The organism is Bacillus sp. V59.32b (genome assembly GCF_003429085.1).
GTDB lineage: Bacteria > Bacillota > Bacilli > Bacillales > DSM-1321 > Peribacillus.
In genome coordinates this window covers 12,051-27,530 of sequence record NZ_QVTC01000073.1, presented here as the reverse complement: position 1 = coordinate 27,530, position 15,480 = coordinate 12,051, and the positions used below count along the sequence as shown (strand labels likewise).

The 15,480-nt window shown below is 37.5% G+C and carries 15 protein-coding genes and 2 pseudogenes; 4 read left to right on the top strand and 13 right to left on the bottom strand.

Annotated elements, in window-relative coordinates:
* Nucleotide 1 precedes the first annotated feature (1 nt).
* Nucleotides 2-403: a hypothetical protein gene (locus D0463_RS15760; protein WP_117308331.1), complete on the bottom strand. Its 402-nt coding sequence runs from the start codon at nucleotides 401-403 to the stop codon at nucleotides 2-4.
* Between D0463_RS15760 and D0463_RS20155 the strand changes: the two are divergent.
* Nucleotides 402-598, top strand: a pseudogene (locus D0463_RS20155) (response regulator); the annotation flags it as partial. The gene D0463_RS15760 and the pseudogene D0463_RS20155 sit on opposite strands and share 2 nt — an antisense overlap.
* Nucleotides 599-645: 47 nt before the next feature.
* Here the strand turns inward: D0463_RS20155 and D0463_RS19970 are convergent.
* Together D0463_RS19970 and D0463_RS19965 are read right to left on the bottom strand one after the other, a co-directional pair.
* Nucleotides 646-852 carry a DUF2695 domain-containing protein gene (locus tag D0463_RS19970; protein WP_301950653.1) on the bottom strand — a complete coding sequence of 69 codons (207 nt, stop codon included), beginning with the start codon at nucleotides 850-852 and terminating at the stop codon, nucleotides 646-648.
* Nucleotides 853-882: 30 nt separating this feature from the next.
* The gene (locus D0463_RS19965) at nucleotides 883-1,173 is read right to left on the bottom strand and encodes a tetratricopeptide repeat protein (RefSeq protein WP_254052829.1); all 291 of its coding nucleotides are present in this window, start codon (nucleotides 1,171-1,173) and stop codon (nucleotides 883-885) included.
* Between the two features lie 156 nt (nucleotides 1,174-1,329).
* Here D0463_RS19965 and D0463_RS20310 point away from each other — a divergent pair, with 156 nt between their 5' ends.
* The 3 genes and pseudogenes from D0463_RS20310 to D0463_RS15740 all read left to right on the top strand — a co-directional run bounded on the left by D0463_RS20310 (nucleotide 1,330) and on the right by D0463_RS15740 (nucleotide 3,432).
* On the top strand, nucleotides 1,330-1,458 hold the full coding sequence (locus tag D0463_RS20310; protein ID WP_117308344.1) for a polymorphic toxin-type HINT domain-containing protein: 129 nt from the start codon (nucleotides 1,330-1,332) through the stop codon (nucleotides 1,456-1,458).
* 133 nt (nucleotides 1,459-1,591) lie between these two features.
* Nucleotides 1,592-1,675, top strand: a pseudogene (locus D0463_RS20455) (hypothetical protein); the annotation flags it as partial.
* Between the two features lie 434 nt (nucleotides 1,676-2,109).
* A complete protein-coding gene (locus D0463_RS15740) occupies nucleotides 2,110-3,432 on the top strand; it encodes an extracellular solute-binding protein (RefSeq protein ID WP_117308330.1) in 1,323 nt (440 codons plus the stop codon).
* Here D0463_RS15740 and D0463_RS15735 read toward each other — a convergent pair.
* The 10 genes from D0463_RS15735 to D0463_RS15690 all read right to left on the bottom strand — a co-directional run bounded on the left by D0463_RS15735 (nucleotide 3,425) and on the right by D0463_RS15690 (nucleotide 15,405).
* Nucleotides 3,425-5,011 (bottom strand): response regulator transcription factor, encoded by a 1,587-nt coding sequence (locus D0463_RS15735; RefSeq protein ID WP_117308329.1) that lies wholly within the window; start codon nucleotides 5,009-5,011, stop codon nucleotides 3,425-3,427. The genes D0463_RS15740 and D0463_RS15735 overlap by 8 nt on opposite strands.
* Before the next feature lie 13 nt (nucleotides 5,012-5,024).
* Nucleotides 5,025-6,788: a sensor histidine kinase gene (locus D0463_RS15730; protein ID WP_160118454.1), complete on the bottom strand. Its 1,764-nt coding sequence runs from the start codon at nucleotides 6,786-6,788 to the stop codon at nucleotides 5,025-5,027.
* Between the two features lie 252 nt (nucleotides 6,789-7,040).
* On the bottom strand, nucleotides 7,041-7,976 hold the full coding sequence (locus tag D0463_RS15725) for an ABC transporter permease (RefSeq protein ID WP_117308327.1): 936 nt from the start codon (nucleotides 7,974-7,976) through the stop codon (nucleotides 7,041-7,043).
* A gap of 4 nt (nucleotides 7,977-7,980) precedes the next feature.
* On the bottom strand, nucleotides 7,981-9,465 hold the full coding sequence (locus D0463_RS15720) for a sugar ABC transporter ATP-binding protein (RefSeq protein WP_117308326.1): 1,485 nt from the start codon (nucleotides 9,463-9,465) through the stop codon (nucleotides 7,981-7,983).
* Nucleotides 9,466-9,505: 40 nt separating this feature from the next.
* On the bottom strand, nucleotides 9,506-10,486 hold the full coding sequence (locus tag D0463_RS15715; RefSeq protein ID WP_117308325.1) for an ABC transporter permease: 981 nt from the start codon (nucleotides 10,484-10,486) through the stop codon (nucleotides 9,506-9,508).
* A gap of 184 nt (nucleotides 10,487-10,670) precedes the next feature.
* Complete coding sequence (locus tag D0463_RS15710; RefSeq protein WP_117308324.1) at nucleotides 10,671-11,843, bottom strand: M24 family metallopeptidase; 1,173 nt, start codon at nucleotides 11,841-11,843, stop codon at nucleotides 10,671-10,673.
* A gap of 40 nt (nucleotides 11,844-11,883) precedes the next feature.
* On the bottom strand, nucleotides 11,884-12,900 hold the full coding sequence (locus D0463_RS15705; protein WP_117308323.1) for a substrate-binding domain-containing protein: 1,017 nt from the start codon (nucleotides 12,898-12,900) through the stop codon (nucleotides 11,884-11,886).
* A 701-nt stretch (nucleotides 12,901-13,601) separates the two neighbouring features.
* A complete protein-coding gene (locus D0463_RS15700; RefSeq protein ID WP_117308322.1) occupies nucleotides 13,602-13,838 on the bottom strand; it encodes a hypothetical protein in 237 nt (78 codons plus the stop codon).
* Nucleotides 13,839-13,980: 142 nt separating this feature from the next.
* Nucleotides 13,981-14,433: a hypothetical protein gene (locus tag D0463_RS15695; protein ID WP_254052828.1), complete on the bottom strand. Its 453-nt coding sequence runs from the start codon at nucleotides 14,431-14,433 to the stop codon at nucleotides 13,981-13,983.
* Between the two features lie 267 nt (nucleotides 14,434-14,700).
* Nucleotides 14,701-15,405, bottom strand: coding sequence for a GntR family transcriptional regulator (locus D0463_RS15690; RefSeq protein ID WP_117308321.1), 705 nt, complete (start codon nucleotides 15,403-15,405; stop codon nucleotides 14,701-14,703).
* Nucleotides 15,406-15,480 lie beyond the last annotated feature (75 nt).

The following is a 15,480-nucleotide window of genomic DNA, read 5'->3' as shown; positions in this document are numbered from 1 at the left end:
TTTATTTCTTCGCATCAGGTTCCAACTGTTCTTCCATATACTCCTTAATTTCCAATTTCACTTCTTCTAGTAATTCATCAATAAGTTCGCCGATGACCTTGCTGCCGGGGATGTTTTTTGAAATGGGTAGCCTTAAGATGACACGTTCAGATTCCCAAATATTTATGATATGCAGATCAATAAGTTCCCCATCTTCATCCACCGCTCCTGTTAAAATGGAAGAAGAATATCCAGGTTTAAAAGGATCCTGCCCCTCTCTATGGAGAGACAAATCAAGATTTCCCTCGGCAAAAACTGATTTATTCTCCCTTAAAACTAATTCAATATGATTTTTTAATACTCTTTCAGTATCTTCAATTTTCGCCCTCAACTCAGGTGTAAAATCTCTTTGCTGGTATTTCATAAATTGCCCCCAAGTGAAAGAACGTTTATCTCAATGGTCTTATCAGGTTGAGGGGATTACCGATTTTGAGCGGGTTGTTCAGGAATTCACACACATTAAGCCTGATTTAGTGATCATTGATATACAGCTGCCCATGTTTGATGGTTTCCATTGGTGCAGGCAAATCCGGTTGATTCCAATGTTCCGATCATTTTTTGTCTTGGAGGCGGCAGAAACAATAGGAAATACCTATACTTAGTTAGTTATTCTACTACGTTTGCTAAAACCTCACAGTCACAAAATCCACCTTGATTTTGCAGAGCTTTCGTAATTCCGGCTATTTTATTTTTAGTTTTTTTTTCTTTTAACCACTCTTTCGTGAAGGTAAGAGTATGGTCACAGGAATTTTCATTCAACTTATCTGCTATGTAATTTCCTAACGAATCCAGCTCTTCCGGTGAAAGGCCCAACTCGTCCCATTGGTGTTTATATTCTTCTAATTAAGCAATTTTCTTAAAATCTTTCTTGGTCTTTCCAGAAAGTTCAATGCCCCTTTCTAATGCATGCAAAGCTTCTTTATAATTTAATAATGTCTCTTCTGCGTGAGACAAAAAACGCCATGCAGTCCCATTTTCAGAATCATCATTTAAATATTCCTTTAATCCCTTCCTTGCTTCAATCAAAAATGGCACTGATTTTTTATCTGGTTTTCTCCTCCCATCAGATCCTTGCATTGATAACTGTTGTCCCCGGACTAAAACTTTTTGCAATTCCGATAAATCTTTTACCATGATATCTGTCTCCCGCATTAGTTTATTGTTAGGTTTTCAGTTCTTTTTCTTAGTTTATTCATAGTCCTAATCTTTAAAAAGAATTGTATAACATTACAACTTCATTTTACATTATTCACGATATGATTGCTTTACCTTAGGAACTAAAATAAAACAATTGATCGTGAGAAAGCAATTCAAGATGTTAATATAGGCGATAAGGTACTTGCAAAAGATGAAAATACTGGTGACATGGGCTATAAGGAAGTTGAATGGTTCTACCAAAGAGAAGTAAAACAGATATAAGAAATTTATATAGGGAATGAAATAAGAATGACCACTGATGAACATCCCTTTTGGATAGAGGGTGAAGGATGTGGTAACTATTTCCAATAAGATTTATTGAGGTGGTTAAGTTGCCAGAAAGAAAGAATACGAGATGGTCGTTTATACCGTCCTCTACTCGATATTTGGGATGCTATCTGTCCTTTATTATAAGAAAGTGATTAGGGAAGCTTTATGAACTCTGGAATAATAGATTGCTCAAATTAAACTAGTATTCTGCTAAACGAATAAAAAGAAAGTGCGTGTTTTGAACAGTTGATCAACGCATGCTCTTTCTTTATTCAGTTGAATTATGCTCTCACAACAAAGTCTGCTTCACTTTACAAACTGCCGTAGTTATCATTTCTTTATCTTTAAATCTTATATATAATATTTCAAGGTTTAATAATTTGCTCAATTTTGATTTTTTATCGATTTTGTTAGGTAGAGTAAGTATAATTATGGTATGAGATTTAGACAAATAGGGATGATCTGACAATTATTTCAAGCTGCAAATGGGACATTTTTTATGTAGATTGGAAATGATATAGTCTCCATAAGACATGGTTAAGCTTTGCTTTCAATGAATAGACTCAAAATCTTTTATATTAATATAACAGTGAGGTTATTGCCATGTGGAATTTAAATATAAAAAGTCTTTTTGCTCCCATCATAATTATTGTACTTGTGATTGTTTATTATTCTTACAATCAGTTTGCTACCCCTAAGACTTTGACTTCAGGAGAAGATAACTCCATAAATGAGGACAGTGCAGAAAAACCTAAAAAAATTAAGATCATCGTTGATACTGCTTTTAAGCCTTACATTGAGCAGATCAGTGCTGAATACGAAAAACAATACGGAATCCATGTAGAGTTACTTTCAACCGATTACAATAATTTACATCATAAAATCACAAAGAACCTTAGCGAACCTAATACAGATATCGATCTCACCCTAGTGGATACTGTATGGACAAAGGAGTTTGCCAAAGCAGGTTTTCTAGAGCCTCTTAACCAATACAATCAAACAGATTTAAGAGATAAGGTTATACCAATTTCTTATGAATCAGGTGCAGTCAGCAACGAATTGTACGCGCTTCCAGAGCTTTATGCATTCCCCGTGACTCTTGAAGGTAAATATCTGTACTACAATGAAAAAATGTTAAAGAAAATTGGGGTTTACGCTCCTCCAAAAACGTGGGAAGAATTAATGAATATGGTAGCCTATTTAAAGGAAAAAGAAATTGTTGATTACGGTATCATTTGGGGATGGCAGGATGCAGAAGGATTAGTCTGTGACTACACTATGCTACTTAACGCTTTAGATGGCCAGTTTAAAGACGAAAAAGGGAACTGGATTTTTAATCGGGAAAGTGGATTAGAAGCCTTGGAATTTATGCAAAGCTCCTTAACGGACAAGGAGCTATCAGACCCTGCTTCCTTAACTTTAGATGATACTTCAGTAACGAAAACATTTGCCGAAGGAGAAATACCGTTCATGATAAACTGGGCCTCTGCAGCGAGTGAACTGAAGCATAATCAAGATATAAAAATCGCTTTAGCACCTGGTTTTAAAGATCACCTTAAAAGCTCTACGGTAATGGGAGGCATGGCATTAGGTATTGCCAAAAGTTCAAAAAACAAAGATTGGGCTTGGAAATTGATTGAAATGGCAAACAAACGGAGAAATGACATTTTTGTTACTGATTACACTGGAAGTCTTCCGGTTTGGAACGATTTGATTGATAATCCAGAACTGAAGCAAAAATATCCTAGCTTGAATCTTATGGACGAACAATTTGAGTATGCTGTGAACCGGCCTAGTTTGGAGGCATATACCGACTGGTCTGAGATATTGCAGACATCCATAACATCCACACTCTTAACAAATAAAGCACCAAAGGAATCGTTAGATGAAGCAAAAAGGTTGTTAGATAAAAATGAAATCAACTAATATAACTTTTTTTTACAATCTCTTTGTAGTCAGAAGGAGTATACCCATAATATTTTTTAAATACTTGCCCAAAGTATTTACCATCAAGAAAGCCAACTCTATTTGCAATTTCGAGAATCGACATCCGATGATCTTCTTCTAGTAGTTTCCTAGCTCGCTCCACTCTTTTTTTAGTAAGAAACTCACTAAAGTTTACACCTGTTTCTTTTTTGAATAATCTGCTTAGATGACTTGTGCTTACATGGAATACTTCAGCAATATATTGAAGACTTATGTTAGGTTCATGGTAATGCGTATTTAAATACATTTTTATTTGATCTAATAGAGTTGCCTTTAAATCGGCGTTTCTTTGCCGGGCTTCAAGACAAACCAATTCCACTATGCGGATCATCTCATAATTGTATTCATTAAAGGTTCTCAGACTCGGTATGGACGTAATCGCTTGTGTGATATTCTGTTTCGCTTGCCAATCGGGAATAACTTTTAGTAATCCTACTAAAAAATCAAGACAGCTATTCAAAGCAAAGTTCTTATCCCTGTAAAATCTAATTTTTCCCATAAAGTTTTCAATAAAAATTTTTGACTCATTTAAATCTCCTTCGTAAATCACCTGGAAATGTTCTGGACTGAGGTGAGCGGCCACCTTTTTAAAACTATCTCTGCTTTTTATGTTTTGAGTATGATATCTATTCTTTCCCCAGAATATATGAGTCTCCAAATCTTTGATTGCTGACTTAAAAGAGCCATTTAGTTCGTCAACATCACGAAAGAATTTGCCGATTCCCGCGTTTATCTTTTTATTTAAATAAAGCTGAATATTCTCCTGACAGAGGTTTGTCACTTCAACTAATTGCTCTTCTGCGCTCTTTTGTTCGGAATTTGGATCAAATTTCACAATAACAACACTTTTGTTTTCGATATTAATCAATGTAATTTCCAAATTGAAATTTTGAAATGTCTCTTTCAGAATATTATTGGTCGCAAATTGAGATAATGAGGAGGATTCGTCAGAAGTGGAATCCAATGGTTTATAAAGTTCGAATACAACCGTCTGTCCGCTCGTAAAGTTAATATTAAATTGACTCATCTTTTCTCTTAAACTTGCTATATCTTTATTTCCATTAACAATAAGATCAAGCAGGATTCCTGATTCTACGACAGAATGGTTTACTGAATCCTTATTCTTCATATCATCGTCACCTGAACTGTCTAGTTGCTCAATAGCTCTTCTAATGCAGGCGTGCAAGTCGTGTAATTCTATAGGTTTTAACAAGTAATCAAAAACCTGATGACGAACAGCCTCGCGGGCATATTCAAATTCACTGTATCCACTGAGTAAGATACTAACCATATGGGGATAATTCCTATTTATATATTCTGCTAGTTCCAACCCACTCATTCCAGGCATTTTAATGTCTGTCATTAAGATATCCGGCTGGTAACGGTCGACTAATTCCTTCCCTTCCATACCATTGTTTCCTATCGCACAAACCATGCAGTTCAGTTCTGCCCAATCTACCTTCTCGCTTAATCCGCGGCTTACAATTGTCTCATCATCAACAATCACCACTTTATACATCTATAACCCCACCCTATATGGATTTAGAAGTCATTATGCTGTGCTTTATAGCCGGTAGCATTATTTCTACAATTGTTCCTGTATCTAATGAACTTTGAATTGATAAACCATATTCTTCACCAAATAATGCTTGGATTCTTTTATTTACGTTTTTGAGACCTTTCCCGGTTCCTTTGGCAATGTCTATATGTTCATCCTCTTTTGCTGATAACAATAACTGTGCTTCTTCTTGATTCATTCCAACACCATTATCGATAACCCTTATGGTTAAGCTTTGGTGACTCACTGAACCGCTAATAATTAAATTTCCATTTCCCACTTTCTTTTCAAGACCGTGGATAAACGAATTTTCCACTAATGGCTGTAAGATGAATCTTGGGATAAAGAAATTAGTGATATCTTCATCTAAATATATAGAAACGTTAATTTTTTCAAAACGGGTCTGTTGGATGAATAAATAAGCATTAATATACTCCATTTCAGTTTTAATCGGAATCATTTCTTTGCTTTCCTTCAAACTTGCTTTTAATAAATGAGCCAATGATATTGCTACTTTTTCTATCTTTTTAGATTCTCCATAAAGAGCGAGCCAGCGGATCGTATCCAACGTATTATAAAGAAAATGCGGATTGATTTGCGCTTTTAATGCCTTATATTCCGATTCTCGTTGGGATAGTTCCTTCTGATATACCTCGGAAATCAAATGGTTAATTTCTTCCATCATCCGATTAAAGCTTCGTCCTAGCCGTGCAAATTCATCATTGCTTTGAATATTCACATTTTGCTTGAAATAACCGGTTTCGACTTGGTCCATTACTTGTTTTAATTGATATAATGGTGCTATTAAGCGCTTAGTGCCCTTCCAAGTGATGATTATGCCAACCAAGATGCCTAGAAAACCAATTATCATGATCCACCAACCAATAAGTTCAGGTCCTTTAGCAATTTCTTTAACAGGAACAAGGGAAACTACTCTCCACTTGCCAAATTCAGAAATATTTGTGGTAAAGATCATCTTGCCAAAAGGTTTGATGTTTAGTTGTGTAGGTATACCATTGGGTTCTTGCTTCGCTCTGGAATATAACTCATCTAAGTTCAGCTCCGCTATCTTATTACTGCTCACGATCACATCCCCATTTTCGTTAAAAACGTAAGTATATCTATATTCCTCAGATTGCAATCGCTGCTTCATGTAATCTTCTTTTAAGGCAATAGTGATATAGCCAAGAATCTTGAGCGATTCCCGCTGCCGAATCGCCTTATCAATATAGATGACACCGTTTTCAATTCTCCAGGACGTTCTTCCAACAGTATCAAAACGGTACTTATTAAATGTTGTCTGGTTTATCATGTTACGATTAGTTTTATTCCCACTATTAAAATTCAGTTTAATTATTAATTTTTGATTATCATATAAATATAAATGTTCAAATATATTGGAGGAATAAGAGGTTTTGGAGAAGATTATCTTTTCTAAATTACTGACTGAAATTACGGAAGAATTGCTAAGCATGGACTGAATCTCTGCGTCCTGTGATATACTATCCATTAAACTGCTCATGTTGGAGATTGTTTCATCGATATTTTCAATAACAAATTGGACTTTGCGAGCATCATTTGCTTTTGCATCATTCATTTGCAGATTAATAGAAACACCATAGGTTACGATATCTATCATGCCAACGACAAAGATTAAAGTGACTACCACCATAACAATCATCTTTCGCTTTATGCTAGAGTCAAGAAATTTAATCATTGTACGCAGCACATCTTTCATTGCTTGCAACCCCTTATATCGAAATTTCCACATGATGATAGCGCATATACGGATGATTTATCCTATATTTTATTCTATTTCAAGATAACACAATAAAATCCTTCTTTTCGGAAAAGATCTATAATTGATGTATTTCACAATTAGGATCCTATAAGATTCATCGTTACAAAATATGCAGGCAAGTGCACTCTCTCAAAGGCATAGCGAAAAGTGACCGAGTACACTTACCAACATAAATTGGTATAACGGCTCCTAAGAAGTTTCGGGAACATTTTTAGTTTTGCCCATCCGTGAAATGGCCAGAGCAGCCAAAATGATAATCAAGCCGCGTACGATTGGCTGGATAAAAGACGATATATCTAAAAGACTCATGATATTCATAACGACAGTAATGATCATTAATCCAATAAATGTGCCTCCGATTGTTCCCCTTCCGCCCATCAGATTTGTTCCGCCGACAATAACTACTGCTATAGCCATCAATTCGAAACCGTAACCTGATCTCGGCTCACCCATTCCTATTCTAGCGGTAATTAAAGCTCCTGCCAGAGCTGCCAGAGTACCGCTAATAATATAGACGGAGATTTTCACTTTCTCCACTTTAATTCCAAAAAGCCTGGAGGTCTCTTCTCCTCCGCCCACTGCTAATACATGTCTCCCAAATGGTGTATGGTTTAGAACAATATAGCCGAGGATAAAGGCTACGATTACATATACAACCGGAAGCGGGATTCCTAAGAAATCATTTGCCAATTGTTTAAAGCTTGCTGGAATACTTTTCAGAATCGGACCACCATTGGTATACCAAAGCGTCAAGGCCCTGACAATAGCCATCATGGCAAGTGTCGCCATAAAAGGCTCGACCTTAGCTTTTGTGATCACGAGTCCGTTAATGAAACCTATCAGACCCCCTATTATAATGATAAGAAACAGGACTAAGCCCACACCTAAATGTTGCATATTTGCGCTTATAACCGCCGCAAAAGCCACAGTGGAACCGACAGATAAATCGATACCACCTGTAAAAATGACAAAAGCCATGCCAATGGAGATTAAAGCTATTTCTGCACTAAATTGGATCATATTGCTCGCATTTTTAAATGTAAAAAAATGATCGGACAATAAGGAGCCTAAGACGATCAACACGATAAGCGTGATGATCGGTACTTGGTTATTAATAATTTTCATATTCTCACCTCGGAAATGCGTGTTCCATAATTTTTTCTTCTGTCGCTTCTTCCCTATCTAGTTCAGCGGTTATTCTTCCATCCGAAAACACGAGTATTCGATCACACATCCCAAGAAGCTCAGGCATCTCAGAGGATACCATTATAATCGAAAGGTCTGTTTTCAATAATTTATTAATCTCTTGGTAAATTTCCATTTTTGCGCCTACATCGACTCCACGGGTAGGTTCTTCAAGAATTAATATCTTATATTTATCCAGCAGCCAACGCCCGATTAGCGCTTTTTGTTGATTACCACCGCTTAAATTCCTAACTTGCTTTGTTGAATCGTTGGGTCGAACTGATAAGTGACCAACTAAATCATTCGCGTCAGTGGTTTCTTTTTGACCATTAATAAACCCGAACTTTTTATATTTAGCAAGTGAGATAATTGACATATTTGTTTTAACACTTAGATTAAGGAATAATCCTTGAGTTTTCCTGTCCTCAGGTACATAGGAAATCCCTTTCCGAATGCACTGGCGTGGATTCTTAGGAAAAAAGGGTTCACCATCAAGTTTTATGTCCCCTGAGAAATCCTTAACAAGACCAAATAGTACTTTTGTTAATACATCTCCTCCCGAACCTGCAAGTCCGGCAAAACCCAGAATCTCCCGTTTTTTAAGATTAAAACTCACATTGTCTAATGTCTCTGGAACACTCAGATTCTTTACATCTAAAACGGTTTCCCCAATTGTTTCGGTATTTACCGGATAATACTCTTTTAATTGTCTTCCTATCATTAGCTGGACCAATTTGGTTTCATCCGTTTCTTCAATGGACATTGTTTGCACAAGCTGTCCATCCCTTAGAACGGTAACACGATCAGCTAAATTGAAGATTTCTCTCAACCGATGGGAAATATATATTATTGTCACGTTTCTGCTTCTCAATTGCTCTATCATATTAAATAGTACATTTAATTCATCTTCATTCAAATTTGCTGAAGGTTCATCCATGATTAACAATTCGGCGTTGATTGATACAGATCTGGCGATCTCAACCATTTTTCGTTGAGAAATTGTTAGTTCCTCCATGTTTTTTCGAGGATCTATAGGGATACTCAAGCTTGTTAAAAGTTCTGCTGCTTCACGATAGAGTTTTCTCCATTCTATAAAAGAAAGCTTTTGATGTTCCCTCCCTAAAAAAATATTCTCAGCAACCGTTAAGGCAGGTATTTCTTGAATCTCTTGGAACAAAGTGCTGACACCCTGATTCTGCGCCATATAAGGTGATGAAAACTTTACCGGCTTACCTTTAAAGTAAATGTCTCCTTCATCCGGTAGATGCACACCTGATAACATCTTGATTAACGTTGATTTACCGGCACCATTTTCACCAACAAGTGCATGGAACTCTCCTTTATTTATCGTCAGATTAATATCTTTAAGTGCATAAGCAGGACCAAATTTTTTTGATATGCTTTTTAGCTCAAGGATAGGTTTCTCCATTTCATTACCTCTTCATCATTAATTGATTTTTCAACTAACCTTACCGTCTAAATGCGGAAATAATAACGGCTGCCAGGATGATGATGCCTAATATGAATTGTTGAATATAGGTATTCATATTAAGAAAAACCAACAGGTTAAATAGCAGGCCTGCTAACAGGGCTCCTAGAAATGTACCGCCAATTGTGCCTTTTCCACCAGCCAAGCTGGCACCGCCTACAACGACCGCGGCAATCGCGTTCAACTCCATTCCTGTCGCTCCGCCAGGTTGAAACGCTCCTGTTCTTGAAGCAACAAGTAAGCCTGCAACCGCTGCAAATAAACCAGAAAAAGAATAAATTAAGATTTGAATTTTACTTACATTGATGCCCGAATTGAATGCCGACACCCGATTAGACCCCAGTGCATAGATATGGCGGCCGAATACCGTTTTAGTTAAGGCAAAGTAACCCGCCAAATATATTAAAACCATTATGATCACCGGAACCGGAATCGGCCCCAAGTAACCAGCGCCTATCATTAAAAATGAATCACTTACATCCCCACTGACACCTTTTCCTTTTGTAATTACTAGAGTAACACCTTCAATGATTACCATCGTGCCCAGCGTTACGATAAACGGTTGCAAGCGGCCGAATGTAATCAATACTCCGTTGATTAAGCCTAAGAATAAGCCAAACAGCAACCCTATTAATACAACCAGCCATACTGGAACTTGATTTTGCAGGAGTAAAATAGATGACAGGCCAACTGCTTGCATCATCGAACCCACAGATAAATCAATTCCTCCAATCAAGATGACTAGCAGCATCCCAACCGATATGATGGCCGTATAAGATATCTGCCTGAGCAAATTAAATAAATTATAGGTAGAAAAGAATTCCGGTGAAAAAATGGGGGATATCGCAAGAATGATAAGGATAACAAGAAACAGAAATGTCTCTTCCTGGTACTCCTTAAACATTGGCTGCAGCTTACCTTTTCTTACCGATTTACCGTTCAGATTCGTTTTTAATTCCATCGCAGTCGTTCCCTTTCATATTTCTTGAATTCAGCTTCATCATATAATCAAAAAGCTTTGCATCCCTTTTAAGAACTTAGTGGATTAAACTTCCCAGTTCTTGCAACAAAAGATGCAAAGCCAAGTAAGAAGCGTTTGCTACATGCTGATCTTCCCAGAAAAGCTAGTGAAATATATTAATATATTAATCTTGGTACCAGAAACAACGATGCGGGAAATTAGTAAGAGATTCTGCACCATCCTTGCGAATAACAACTGTATCTTCTACTCTGGTACCGCCAACTCCTGGTTGTAAAAGGGTAATTTCAAAGGCAATGGTTTGATTCTCAACAAGAACATCCTCGCTATCAGGTCCGATGACTGGAATTTCTTCCTCCGGATCCATTCCGGTTGAATGGGCGCAGCCTCTACCCTCTCCAGATGCATGGTCATATCCTTCACTTTTCAGCACTTCATTGGCAGCTATATCAGCTTCAGCGCCTGTCATTCCAGGCCGTAAACGTGACATCCCTTCTCTCCATGCCTCCAGGCAAACCTCAAGAAGCCGCTCTTTTTCTTTGGATACATTCCCGTAGGCAACACCCCTCGCCATATCGGAGGAATAGCCATTATATCTGCAGCCAATATCAATCAATACGGTGTCACCTTTTTGGATTCGGCGATCCCGCGGGCGGGCTAAGAAGTAGTCCGAAGAGTTCGGTCCTGACTGAACCATGATGTCAAAGGATACTGTGTCAGCTCCATGAGCAAACATGGAAGCATAAGCCTGCCGTGCAACTTCCCTTTCCGTCAAGTTTTCCGTTTTGAGCAGATCATGAATGGTTTCAATGCCTATATCAGCAAGTCTACCAGCGGCTTTCATGTTTCTAATTTCATTTTCACTTTTAATCGACTTTAGATACTCAATAATATTTGATTTCTCTAAGTGTACTGAGGAATTAAGGCTGTCTTGGATTTGCTCATAAAACTCCAGGGCTAGATATTTAGAGCCACTTAGACCAATTTTGCTATTAGGATGCTTTTTCTGAAAATCTTTTAAAACGTTTGGTAGCTCCTGGCGGATTCCCCTGACATCAGAGAACCAAGTTTCATCTTTCGCATAAGATACAAGACTTCCTTCTGCCATTAGTATGGGATCTCCTTCTAGCGGTAAGAACACCATCGCCGGGTAAGGAAACACCCCATCAAAGGCACGATAATTAGCCAGCCAACGAACATTACTCATTCTTGCGGCATCCGACCACACAAGCAGCCCTTCATAGCCTTGTCTTTCCATCATCTCTCTAGCTTTCTTGACACGTTCTTGATACTCTATAACCGGAATATCCTGCAAAACATCTTCGTAAGCGATTTTCATGTTAAAACCTCCAAATAGATTATTTTGTATAGACTAATTTTCAAAAAACTGATTTTGGATCATAAAATCCATCAACATTTTTATCATCGATAACCGGTGCGTCCAGTTCTTTTCTTTTTGGTACTTCTTGTCCGCGAACCGCATCAATCGCTAGTTTCACAGCTGTTTCTAAATCCCATTCATTTTTTACTGTCATGACATATTCATCAGTTTCCTTAATCATTTGCAATGCCTCTTTCTGGGCATCCATGCCAACCACTTTTATCTCATCCATGCGGCCAGCTTTTTTGATGGCTTCGATTGCGCCAAATGCCATTTCATCATTTTGGGCAAAAACTACATCAATCTTGTTGTTAGCCTGAAGAATATTACTCATGACTTCCATAGCTGGAAGACGCAGCCATTCTCCTGATTGTTGGGCTACCACTTTGATATCCTTATGCTTTTCAATCTCAGGCATGAATCCTTCACTCCGAAGTATCGAATTGGTAGATTCAGTAACCCCGTCTAGAATTACCAGATTTCCTTTATCACCCATAAGTTCTGCAATATACTGGGCCGCTCTTTGTCCCATTGAAACCTCATCAGTAGCGACATAGCTTATATATGGAATTTTCGGATCATCTGGAACACCCGATGCCCCAATGATTAGAGGAATTTGTGCCTGTGCAACCTGTTTATAAGCCGGGTAGATCGCCTTTCCAGACAGGCTGCTCACAATAATCGCATCCACATTTCTAGCAATTAAGCTTTCTATATTTGAGATTTCTTTATTCACATCGCCTTGCCCATCCGTAACAATAAGCTCGACACCCAGCTTCTTAGCTGCCTTTTTGGCACTCTCCACATTTGCAATCCTGAACGGATGGTCCATGACGGATTGTGAAAATCCGATAACAATATCGCCCTCTTCCTTTGTTTTGTAGCTATAGGAAGATTCATCTCCGCTTTTTTTAGATGTACTGCCTGACTTCAAATTCGGTTCGGTACTGCAACCCGCTAATACAACCATGACAGATAAAATGATTGTAATTATGAGTGCCACATGCTTTTTCAATTGGCTCCCCCCTTAATTACTAATTGACTGACACTTTCGATAAATTCCAAGACTAATTGTATCCGCTTTCAAAAATACTTTTTGAATCCCTCCTTTTGTTGTATGTGTGTTGCTACAAGTAAATTATACAATCATACACTACGATATTTAGGATGAAAAAATTGATAAAATGGATGAAATTTATGCTTTATAAGACAGAAAGTGTTTTTATTTAAATAGAATGGAACAGATAGTACTTATGAGGAGGATGCTGGAGATGTCAGTAAAAAGCTAAGAAAGATATCATTTATAAATGTTACAGAAGACATTTTGAATTTAGATACGCGGGTAACACACATTAACAAATTCCCAAATAGTTCTATACTTTGTGATGTAAAGCTGTCCATTAAACCCTCTATGAGAAAATAAGTTGCTTGACTTTGGACGCTCATAACAATAGCACAAAATAATGAAATAAAAGGCTGTATCAAGGAGAACACTCTCCTTTGATACAGCCTTTATATTTAAGAGAACAATTCAATTAAGAAGCTTAATAGCAATCCTAGGCAACCTTGATATCAGGCACACCTGCGAATGTTTTTTGGTTAAAATCATTCATATAATTTTAATATACTATGGATTTCATGAGGATAATAATGAAGTAGTTTCTTAGAAGAAATTTAGTGGAATTCTTAGTTAGCAAGTAATATTTATGTGCGCGTTTACACCTGATCTTTTAACTTCCTCTCGATTTTATATACCTTCCTGGCAAGTTCCTCTACTCTTTGTGCAAGATACCCTGTGTCAATTTCCATTTCTTCCTGCTTTTTCAGTATGTTTTTTTGCAGTTTCATAACTTCAGATTTTTGAGAGTCTTCCAGTCTTTCATCAATTTTATCGAAACGGCCGTTAAGTCGTTCTTCCATTTCTTTTAGTTCCTGTAAGATTGAATTCTCCATTCCTTTTCACCTCCTCTTTTGTTTATATTATATTGGATTCAATAGATTCAAACAATAAATGACAGTTTTTTAAGCTCGAGATTGTAAAATATTTTGTTCTGTATTTAAAAGCTTTTTGCATTAAACCAAGAGGCCCTTGTAGTTATTCCACCTCCAAAACAAAAGCATAAAAAGCATCGCCATGCGACAGATGTTCTTCCTCATCATCCATCCACCATACACCATAGTCATAGTAATAGATGCCTTTCTCTTTTGGAACAACGAAACGATTTTCTGTCACCGCAATCTCCGTTTGCTTACCCCCACTTGTCTGTATCAGATGAAATTTATTTGGTTTTGGTTCGTAATCGATGACGAATCGCACTTCCTCATTCGGTTTCACTTCTATAGGGACTTTGCCTTTTAACAACTCAACCGAACCGGCAGTGTCAGCACACGTCCCCTTCCAGCAATAAGATCCCGGTTCGGTCTGATATGATTCATCTCCAATGACAATCATGCCTTTAGGTGGTTTTTCGCCAGTCATCGCATCATCCGAACAGCCCATTAGAAGAAAAAACACAAAAACTAAAACCCCAACCAACCTTGTTTTCATTCCCTGCACCTCCCGTTTTATAAATAGACGATGTCAACTCCGGTTTGGTTCCAAAAAAAAGGTTGTAGTATTAATTAGTTATTTACCTCCAGCAGCAATGAGTTTTTGGTTAAGATTGCAGCAATAGTTTCTGAATGAACCTGATAAAGAAGCAATACTGGATTAACTATTTTTGAGCTTAAAATCTGACTACGTTTTACCAGCCCGACAAATTATTATGGAAACGGTAAAATGTCCTTTCACGGCACTTTACCGCGTCTAGTATTATTAACTCGTCGTCAACATCAATAATTTTGCAGTCGTGTAATTATACTTCTCCCGAGAAATATCGAAAACCACGCCTGTGTTTAAAAAGACCGTATTTTCCACAATTAAAGCAGGATCTCCAGACTCAAGTCCTAACAGCTCCGCATCCTCGTCATTCAGCTTTTCACAGGAAATGATTTTATCGGCAAACCCAACTTTCAATTTTAAATCGTCTGTTATGTATCGATAGATCGAACCACCTGCGATCTCTTTATCCAGCAGAGGAATGAGGTCCTTATTATAAAAGGACTCTTCGATCACAAAAGGTACACCATTTCGGTATCTCACTCGTTTGAGAAAATAGATGTTGGTATTCACTTTACATTTCATTTGCCCTGCCAATTCTTCGTCGGCCACCATTAATTCCAGCGCCAGCAATTTACTGGACATCTCGTCCTTTTCAAACTCTTTCGTTAAGCCGACCATATTCTTAATCGATATGCAGCCGGGCCGCGAAAATTCTCTTAAGAATACTCCACTGCCTTGAACTTGATAGATATAGCCATGCTCCACCAAGCTATCAATCGCTTTCCTGATCGTATTTCGGCTGACATCAAACTTTTTCATCAACGCTTCTTCCGTTGGCAGCTTCGTATTGAAGGCATATGTCCCTTCCAAAATTTCTTTCTCCATTTGCTCTGCAACGATTTTATACTTTACATCCATCTTGTGATTCCCCCTCTTATTTATAAATGATAAGAGAGGTTTCTTTACAAAACACCGATTGTAAAGAAACCTCTG